The sequence below is a fragment of the bacterium genome, from assembly GCA_035370465.1.
Taxonomy (GTDB): domain Bacteria; phylum Ratteibacteria; class UBA8468; order B48-G9; family JAFGKM01; genus JAGGVW01.
The window spans coordinates 1-9,764 of record DAOOVW010000057.1 but is presented as its reverse complement, the minus strand read 5'-3'; the positions used below and the strand labels follow the sequence as shown (position 1 = coordinate 9,764).

8 protein-coding genes are annotated in these 9,764 nt (G+C 31.4%); all 8 read left to right on the top strand.

What is annotated here, in order from left to right; genetic code table 11:
• Positions 1-247, top strand: a 247-nt coding sequence (locus PLW95_07205) for a hypothetical protein (GenBank protein ID HOV22441.1), incomplete at its 5' end; no start/stop codon positions are given.
• A 70-nt stretch (positions 248-317) separates the two neighbouring features.
• Positions 318-2,822, top strand: a complete 2,505-nt coding sequence (locus PLW95_07200; protein HOV22440.1) for an AAC(3) family N-acetyltransferase — start codon at positions 318-320, stop codon at positions 2,820-2,822.
• A 236-nt stretch (positions 2,823-3,058) separates the two neighbouring features.
• Positions 3,059-5,074, top strand: a complete 2,016-nt coding sequence (locus PLW95_07195; GenBank protein ID HOV22439.1) for an alpha-L-fucosidase — start codon at positions 3,059-3,061, stop codon at positions 5,072-5,074.
• Positions 5,028-6,809: a hypothetical protein gene (locus PLW95_07190; protein ID HOV22438.1), complete on the top strand. Its 1,782-nt coding sequence runs from the start codon at positions 5,028-5,030 to the stop codon at positions 6,807-6,809. The genes PLW95_07195 and PLW95_07190 overlap by 47 nt, the downstream gene beginning before the upstream one ends.
• A gap of 3 nt (positions 6,810-6,812) precedes the next feature.
• Positions 6,813-6,992 carry a hypothetical protein gene (locus tag PLW95_07185; protein ID HOV22437.1) on the top strand — a complete coding sequence of 60 codons (180 nt, stop codon included), beginning with the start codon at positions 6,813-6,815 and terminating at the stop codon, positions 6,990-6,992.
• Between the two features lie 73 nt (positions 6,993-7,065).
• A complete protein-coding gene (locus tag PLW95_07180) occupies positions 7,066-8,103 on the top strand; it encodes a zinc-binding dehydrogenase (GenBank protein HOV22436.1) in 1,038 nt (345 codons plus the stop codon).
• 8 nt (positions 8,104-8,111) lie between these two features.
• Positions 8,112-9,104, top strand: coding sequence for a zinc-binding dehydrogenase (locus tag PLW95_07175; GenBank protein ID HOV22435.1), 993 nt, complete (start codon positions 8,112-8,114; stop codon positions 9,102-9,104).
• Between the two features lie 298 nt (positions 9,105-9,402).
• Positions 9,403-9,764 (top strand): prepilin-type N-terminal cleavage/methylation domain-containing protein (locus PLW95_07170; protein HOV22434.1); only part of this gene is annotated, 362 nt, incomplete at its 3' end.

Genomic DNA, 9,764 nt, shown 5'->3' with positions numbered 1-9,764 from the left:
ATGGTGGCCATTACATCCAATTGGTTTTTTAATAGGGCCTGTATGGCTTATGGATTATTTATGGTTTTCAATTTTTATTATCTGGCTTATAAAGAAACTAATTTTAAAGTATGGTGGAGCAAATATTTATGAAAAGTTAAAGTACTTCTTCTTAGGGTTGCCATTGGGTCTTTACACATGCGCCGGTGTATGGTTTATAATTGACTTCTTTACAGGAAAACACGGAAATCTAATTTTCTGGATATAAATGAGAAAAGAAAAATTATCAAGGTTTTTTAAAACATTTACGAACATATTATACGAGGAGAAAGTGAAAGATGAATAACAAGAAACTATATAGTCAAATATATGAAATAATAGATGAAAAATATCTTTTTTATAATATTGAAAGACTCTGGAAGGTTGAATTTGGACAGACATTTAAGGACTATCATAATGCAGCAGAACTCACTGCTCGCCTGATAAAAGAAGTTGGTCTACAAAATGTGGAAAAAATATCTTTTCCTGCTGATGGAAAAACAAGTTATCAGGATAAAATAACTCCACTTGCCTGGGATGCTTCATATGGGAAATTGACAATAATCAAGTCACCTGTTTCTTTGCAAGATAATGTTGTTGCTGATTATAAAAGGCATCCATTTCATCTAATAAAAGGTTCAGTTAGTACTCCACCAGAAGGATTGAATGTTCGTCTTATTACATGGGAACAACTTACACATGGTCAGGATGCTTATAAAACAATGGTTGTTCTTGACCCAGATATTCTACCAAGAGATGAAGTAGTAAGATACATATTAGATATGGGAGCAATTGGATGGATTAATACTTCTCTTACAGGGCGATATTTAACACCTGATGATATATGCTGGATGAATGCCTGTACAGAAGGAAATCACTGGCATGTTCATTCAGATGATAGACCATTTATTGGTTTTTGTGTAAGTCCAAAAGTAGGAGATACACTTCTTTCAGCATCAAGAAAAGGTGAAGTCATAGCAAAAGTTGAATGTGATGGTAGAAGACATGAAGGGGAAGTAGATGTAGTAACAGGGGTAATACCTGGTGAAGATAAAAAAGAATTCTGGCTAATAAGTCATCTTTATGAGCCCCTGGCAAGTGATAATTCATTAGGTGTTATTACAGGGATATGTATTGCAAAGGTCTTAAAAACACTTTTTGATTCAGGTATTTTACCAAAACCAAAATTTACGCTCAGATTAGTTTCTGGGCTTGAGATGTATGGATTCGCTGCTTATGTAGAAAAAAGAGGTGGAAATTTAAGAAATGAGGTAGTAGGTGCAATGAATTTAGATGGACTTACTTGTAGAAAAGGTGAGAATGTAAATTGTTGGTTAAGTCCAAAAGCATCTCCTTTTTTTGGTAATTCCATTTTTGAAGAAATGGCAAATAATATTCCAAATGAAGACCTGCCAGATATAAAATTTGAAATAAAAGAAGAAGGTGCATATTTTGATGATATGTTTTTAGCAGACCCTACCGTTGGTATTCCAGTTATATGGACACTTAAGCAAGCAGTAGTACATCATAATTCATGTCAAACAATGGATTTTATACAAATACCAATTGTTAAACAGTATTCAACTTTTTATGCAGCATTTACTGCCAATGTTTTGACTACTAACCCTGCAAAAATGAGTACTCTTGAAGAACCATCAATATCATCAATTGAAAAACATCATGATATAAACAATACATTGTGGAAAATAGCAGAAACAATAATACCTGAAAGAATAACAAGAGGTTTTCCTTTTGACTTAGCAAAGGTCCCTAAGGAAGAAAGAAGGAAACTACCTGATGGTTGTATATATGGTCCTTTTGCAAGAGTTCTGGCTAATATGGATGGAAATAAAAGCCTGAAATATCTTATACAAGAAGCAGAAATAGAATCAAAACAGGATATAAAAGAGGCAAAAGTAAGAGAATATATAGGGGCAATAGAATTTCTTGCTGAATATGGCTATCTTAAAAATAAGTATACCTTATGTATAAATAAAGAGGATATTATTAAATCATTGAAAGATGTAGGAATTAAAAATGGAAATTTAGTTTTAGTTCATAGTGGGCTGTCTCATTTTGGGCATATAGAAGGTGGGGCAGATACAGTAATTGATGCGTTTTTAGATGTTATAGGTAAAGAAGGAACTCTACTTTTACCGACTTTTACAAGTTCTTATATCTATTTTGAAGGAGAATGCGCTCCAATAGAACCAATATACCGTCCTTTTGATAAAAACAGCAATATTGTAAATACAGGTAAAATTCCATCAATGTTTCTGAAAAGAGAAGGTGTTATAAGAAGTTTACATCCATCACATTCAGTTGCTGGAATAGGTCCGCTTGCAAATAAATGTTTGGTTGACCATCTTCCAACAGACCCACCAACTTGTAGAAGGAGTCCTTTTGGGAAACTACTTGAAAATAATGGGAAGATGATATGGTTTGGGGCTGACCTTGCAACAACGACATTTTTTCATTTTTTAGAAGATGAATTAAACATACCATATCTTGGGAAATGTATTTGTAGAATGAAAAAAGAAGATGGGACTATAGAGAGTATTTTGATAGAAAAACATCTACCAGGTCATAGAGATTTTTATCGTGTACCGGCTGAAGAATCAAAAATGTACAGAAAGTTAATACAAGAAGGACTAATTATTAAAAAAGCAGTTTTAGGTTTTGGAGAGATAAAGGTAATTGAGGCAGAACAAATGTATGCCCTGGGTATAAAAGCATTAAAAGAGTGTCCAACGCTTTTGTTGTGTGATGACAAAGAATGTAGGTTTTGTAGTAGGTTTGTTTAATTTATGAGAGATAATAATAAAATAGTAAATACCCAGCGGATACGAGATGACTGAAAAATACAAAGCGTGTTTTTCAGTGTCCTCCAAAAAGAAGATGGAGATAGTCCCATTACTTTTGCCAAAAGGAGCGTCGGATTTACCATGTTGTTAAATGACTTTTTGGAGGGATGAAAATTACAATTACAATTTAAAATTTTTCTTTTTTAGCAAAACAACTTTTACCCATAGGGGGAAAAATGCATAAACCAAAGAGATGTCTTTTTTTTGATTTTCATACAATGCCAGCGTGTCCAGATGTTGGAGAAAAATTCAATCCAGATGAGTTTACAGATAGGATAAAAAGGTGTGGAGTTGATTTTATAGTTTTTCCTGCCAAATGTAATTTAGGTATGTGTTATTATGATACAGAAATAGGGAATAAACATCCATCCTTAAAATATGATATGTTTGGGAAACTTGTTGAATTTTGTAAAAAGAAAGGGATTGCAATTTCTGCATATATAAATGTAGGTATAAGCCACGAAGATGCAATACATCATAGAGAATGGTGTAAGATAACACCAGAAGGATATATTTACAAACCAGATAGGTTAGATAGTTTTTTCCGACTAATGTGTTATAACACTCCCTATAAGGACTATATTTTAGAAATAGTAAAAGAGGTTGTTTCAAAATATCCAGTTGATGGACTTTTTCTTGATTGTTTTGCTCCAAATTCTCCCTGTGTTTGTCCTGATTGTATTGGTGAGATGAAAGAGAAAGGTATAAAATGGGATGATTTTGAGAAACAGAAAGAGTTTGTTTTGTTTTCTGCTGTGAGAATGGCAGAGAGGATTTCCCAAACAGCAAGGAATTTAAATCCAGAACTTCTTCTTTACTTCAATGGTATCCCATATTTTTTACAACAGGATATAGGAAATTACCTGGAATTAGAATGTCTACCAACAGGTGGATGGGGATATGATTATTTACCTGTTTATGCAAAGTATTTAAGGAATTTAGGCAAGCCAGTTTTAAATATGACAGGAAGATTTCATAAATCATGGGGGGACTTTGGAGGAATAAGAACAGAAGCATCAGTAGAATATGATGTTTTTTTAGGGATTGCAAATACATTAAGAGTTACAATTGGAGACCATATGCATCCAAGAGGAGAAATAAATAAACCAGTTTTTGATTTAGCAGAAAATATATATAAAAAAGTACAAAAATATGAAATATATTATGAAAATGCAAAACCGCTTGTTGATACTGCTTTAATTGTTCCAGAAGAGTGGATGGGTTTTTCAGATGAAGATGGTTTATCAATTGCCAAAGGGGCAACAAGGATGCTATCGGAATTAAAAATGCAATTTGATATACTAACAGATATACCAGAGGATAATGGGAAATATAAACTTTTGATTTTCCCTGACAATTTTCTTTTTGATGATGAGGAGGAAGAGAAATTAAAAAAATATATAAAAAATGGTGGAAAAGTTCTTTTATCTGGATATTCAGGGATTAACAAAGAGAAAAATAAATTTGTCATTGAAGATTTTGGATTAGAGTTTAAAGGAGAACTTGAATATGACCCATCATTTGTTATTGTTGAAGAAAAAATATCAAAAGATATACCTGATATGCCTATGAATTTTTATGAAGGAGGAATAAAAATAATCGTTTCTGACAAAGCAGAAGTTTTAGCAAGAATAGTTGCTCCTTATTACAACAGACATTGGGATGGTGAACATGGGTTTGTTTATTTACCACCTGATAAAATTACTGAATATCCAGCAGCAATAAAAAATAGGGATTTGATATATGTAAGTCATTTTGTTTTTAAATCATATTTTCATAGTTCTCCTATTTATCTTAAAAATTTTGTAAGGAATTTAATAGAGATTTTACTTCCAGACCCAATCGTAAAAACGACACTTCCATCTTTTGCAAAAGTTCTTACAACATACCAGGAGAAAAGAACAATTTTACATATTTTGACATATATTCCAGAGAGAAGAGGAGAAGTAAATATAATTGAAGAGCCAGTTGAAGTAACTGATATTGATATGAAATTAAAATTAGACAATAAAGAAATAAAAAAGGTCTATGATGTTTCACAAGGCAAAGAATATAGTTTTAAAATTGAAAATAATTATGTATTAATAAAAGTACCTTATATTAAGGGATATAGTATAATTGTTTTTGAATATAAAAAGGAGAAAAATGAAAAGATATTTTACACCAGCAATAACAAGGTCGCCATTAAGTGATTTTTATGGAAGAGAAATAGAGGACTCAATTGCCAACCATCCTGAATGGTATTTAAAAGAGATAAGGGATGAGGGATTTGATTCTGTGTGGTTGCATTGTATTTTAAGAGAAGTTGTTTCATCAAGTCCTTTTCCAGAGTTTGGAAATAAAGATAAATTAGATTGTTTAAAGAAATTTGTTGAATACACATCTAAATTTGGGATAAAAGTTTATTTATATTTATGTGAACCAAGGGGATTAGTAGAAAAAGACAAATTCTGGGAAAAACATCCTGATGTAAAAGGACAACCACATATCTGGGTTGGAACTGATTTTTCAGGCAAATATTATGCATTATGTTCATCAACACAAAAAGTAAGGGACTTCTTATATGAAAGTTGCTACAATTTATTTAAAGATGTTTCTGGACTTGGAGGTATTTTTTGTATAACTGCAAGTGAATTTCATACACATTGTTATAGTCATTTTCCAAAATGGAAAAAAGAGGTAAAGAATTTTCCTGAAATGATAGAATGGGCAAGACAGGGTTTTTATTGTAAGAGATGTGAAAAAAGGCAACCATATGAAGTTGTTTCGGAAATAATAACCCTTATAAATAAAGGAGTTAAAGATGCAAACAAAAATGCAGATGTAATTGCCTGGTCATGGAGTTGGAACATAATTGAACCACAACCACAAAAAAACTTAATAAATTCCCTTCCAGAAGATGTAATTTTAATGGGGGATTTTGAAAGAGGTGGATATAAATTTATGAAAGGGAAAAGATATCCTGTTGATGAATATTCTCTATCTTATATAGGACCTTCACCAAGATTCAAACAGGTAATAGTTCTTGCTAAAAATAGAGGTATGAGAACAATGGCGAAATTACAGATGTCAACCACTCATGAAATTGTAACTATTCCATATATTCCTGCTATCCATAATTTTGCAGAAAAACTTGATAGAATGAGGAAGATGAAAATAGATGGATTTTTAAGTTGCTGGATATTTGGTGGAAATATATCACCAATGAGTAAAATTGCAGGAAAATTTTCAACCAGTGAAAAAAGCAAAAAAGAAATAATAAAAGAAGTAGCAATTTCAGAATTTGGTAATAGTGCCTATAAAAAAGTAATAAATGGATGGAAGGAATTTTCAATTGCATTTTCTAACTATCCCTTTTCTGTACCTTTTACATACAATGGTCCTATAAATTACGCAGTTGTCTATCCATTATCAATTGATGCAAAAAAAGTTGATGCTATCCCGTCATGGAGACCATTACCAAGAGATGAAAAAGGGCATTTAAAAGTAGGTGATAATTTAGAGACATTTTTAGATATTCCCTATGAGACATTTTGTTATCAGATGGAAAAGTTAACAAAGAAATGGAAAGAGGGACTAAAAATTCTTGAACAGGGTATGAAAAAAGAAGACAACAAAAGATTAAAGAGAGAGATTGACCTTGCCAACTATGTATATTTAAGTTTTAGAAGTTCTCTAAATATAGTGAGTTTTTATGTGAATTTGAGGGAATATAAAAAGGGGAAAAAAGAAGAAACAATAAAAATAAAAAAGGTATTAGAAGACGAACTTGAAATTACAAAAAGTGCTTATGAGATTTTTAAAAGGAATCCTGATTTTGGATATCATCCAGAGGCATATGAGAATTTTTTAAATGAAGATGACTTTAAGTACAAAATTTCATTAATTCAATCTCAACTAAAAGGTTTAAATAAAATTGAAAAATAAAAAATGAGAAAAAATTTACCTTTTGACAAGACAAGTTCGCCACTCAAAAATGAAAATGTTTTATTTCATACGGGTTTCTGCAAATATGTAGTGAAATGTAGTGAACAAATTAAAATCTCTTTAACCCATTTATTTACAAGTGTTTTCATAATTGCCCAAAATGAAATGGCGAACTTGACTTGACAAAATTTTCTTATGTTGTATAGTAAAGTTAGACATAGAAAAAAATAAAAAGGCAGAGAGGAGGAAAAAGAAAATGGAAAATAAAATGAAAGTTGCTGTTAGTGAAGGCAGAGGGGATATAAAATTGGTAGAAATTGACATTCCTGAGATAGATGATTATCAATGTTTATGTAAAACACTATCTTGCGCAACATGTTCTGGTACCGACTTAAAAATAATAAACAGTAAAATGTTCTGGGCTAAAAATTATCCAGTTATTGTTGGACATGAAAGTGTTGGGCAAGTGATTAAAAAAGGAAAGAAAGTAAGATATATAGAAGAAGGTGATATAATTTTAAGACCAACTGCTGTATATGCGGGTCAGCAAACAAATGGATATTTTTCAGCCCTTGGTGGTTTTGCTGAATATGGAGTTATTACTGATTTAAATGCATTTAAAGAAGACAATCCAGGTAAAGAATTTAATAACTATTGTATTTATCAATTAAAATTACCATCAGATATAAAAATTTCACCAGCAGATGCAACAATGCTTATAACTGCAAAAGAGACAGCAGGTTTTTTATTTAACATTGGAGTTAAACTAAATTCATCAATTTTAATTCTTGGTTCAGGGGCAGTCAGTATGAATTTATGTTATTTTTCAAAAATTTTAGGTTGTTTTCCTGTAATAATTATTGGCAGAAATCAAAAAACACTTGAATATATAAAAAATTTAGGGGCAGATTGGACAATAAATACAAAACAAGAGAACTTTATAAAAAAAGTAAAAGAAATAACAGAAGGGAAAGGAGTTGATTTTGTTATTGATACAACTGGCAATAAGGAATTGGTAGTTAATTGTTTAGAAGTTATATCAGAAAAAGGTGGTATTGCTCCTTATGCAAGTTATGAAGAAGAAGATGTATTTGGTGAATATAAAGAGGATAATAGATTTATTTTTAAATCCCCTGGTGAGTGTGAAACACACAATTATTTGTGTTATCTTTTAAGAATGAATTTAATTGAATTGAGGTATTTTTATTCCAATGTTTTACCTTTTTCTGAAATTGAATATGGTTTCAAACTATTAAAAGAAAAAAAAGCATTTAAAATTGTTTTTGAAATGTGAGGTGAATAATGAAGACAAAAGCAGTGGTTTTTACAAGAGAAAATGAAATTGAATTAAAGGAATTAACACTTGAAGACATTGGGAAAGATGATATAGGTGTTAGAACAATAATAACAGCAATATCTCCTGGGACAGAGAGATGGATATTAAAAGGAAAACATATAGGGACAAAGTTTCCATGTGTACCGGGTTATCATAGAATAGGAGTAGTGGAAAAAGTAGGAGAAAATGTCAAAAATTTCAAAGAAGGAGATGTTGTATATGGATGTGCAGGAGATGGGAAATGGAAAGAAAAAGAAATTTATAGTATGTGGGGAGCACATCTTTCCTATTCTATTGGAGATTGGAGAAACTACCTGTTTCTATCTTCAAAAATTCCAGATAAATTTGAACTTGAAACAAATGTTTTTACTCAATTATCATCAGTTGCAACAAGAGGAATAAATGCACTTGAAATAAAACCACAAGAAAAAATTATTATAATAGGAAGTGGAATTTTAGGGATATGTGCATCTCAACTTGCAAGTTATAAAAATGCAATACCAGTTTTGATAGATAAAGATACTGAGAGAGTTGAATTTAGTAAGAAATTTGCTTTTTCTTTTAATATAGATGATGAAAATTTAGAAAACAAATTAAAAGAAATTGCTCCTGATGGATTTGACTACCTATATGATACAGTTGGATTTCCAGAGACAACAGATAAATTAGTTCAATTTATGAAATACAGAGGGAAAGTTTTATTTCAGGCACAATATTTTGATAAAGAAAGATGTGCAGTAGACCTTGACCAGATAAAAATAAAAGAATTAACAATAAAGACAACATGTGGAATAGATACAGAAAACTTTTATCAAACACTTTTTTATATAAGAAAAAGAATTTTAAAAATTTCCGATATCATAACTCACAGATTTAGTAGTAGAGAGATATTAGATGGATATAAAATTTTTAAAGAAGGTAGACAATTTAATTTGGGAATTCTTTTCTGGTGGGACTAAATTCAGAAAATAAAGGGAGGAAAATTTGCCTCTTGGTAAAATTTTTTTATAGTGTATAATAAAGTTAGACAATTAAGAAAAGGAGGTGAGGAAAAGATAGAAACAAAAAAACTCCCCTCTTTAACAAAGTATCTGTCCGACAGGATTTGTGGCGGAAGGGGTGAGAGGAGATTTTAAAGAAGTGAAGAGATGGAAAAAAGAGGGGGTGTATTTAAGCATCTACCATCTATTTGGTGGATGGAAAACAAAAAAGTGTATTTAAGCATCCGCCATGTCTTGTGGCGGAAGGAGGTGTAAGATGGTAAGAATAAAAATATTCCCCTCTTTAGTAAAGAGGGGTGAGGGAAGATTTAAAATCCATCCCCTCGGGCGTAGCCCAGAGAAATTCTGTGGACCCTACGGGCGAGCCCACCTTCCTTTACAAAAGGAAGGAGTTGGAAAAAGAAAAGCGAGTATTTCAGCGTCCGCTGTGTCTTGTGGCGGAGGGTTCACATTGATTGAATTGCTTGTGGTAATAGCTATAATTGCGATTTTAGCAGCGATGTTATTACCTGTATTATCACAGGCAAGGGAGAAAGCAAAAGGTTCTATTTGTATGAATAACTTAAAACAATGTGGGATGGCAATTTTTATGTATACAAACGATTATAATGAGTATTT

What these genes read in the sequence shown, in the direction of transcription:
- PLW95_07185 (HOV22437.1), top strand. Translation starts at nt 6,813, where the DNA reads ATGAGAAAAAATTTACCTTTTGACAAGACAAGTTCGCCACTCAAAAAT.
- PLW95_07175 (HOV22435.1), top strand. Translation starts at nt 8,112, where the DNA reads ATGAAGACAAAAGCAGTGGTTTTTACAAGAGAAAATGAAATTGAATTA.
- PLW95_07200 (HOV22440.1), top strand. Translation starts at nt 318, where the DNA reads ATGAATAACAAGAAACTATATAGTCAAATATATGAAATAATAGATGAA.
- PLW95_07190 (HOV22438.1), top strand. Translation starts at nt 5,028, where the DNA reads ATGAAAAGATATTTTACACCAGCAATAACAAGGTCGCCATTAAGTGAT.
- PLW95_07180 (HOV22436.1), top strand. Translation starts at nt 7,066, where the DNA reads ATGGAAAATAAAATGAAAGTTGCTGTTAGTGAAGGCAGAGGGGATATA.
- PLW95_07195 (HOV22439.1), top strand. Translation starts at nt 3,059, where the DNA reads ATGCATAAACCAAAGAGATGTCTTTTTTTTGATTTTCATACAATGCCA.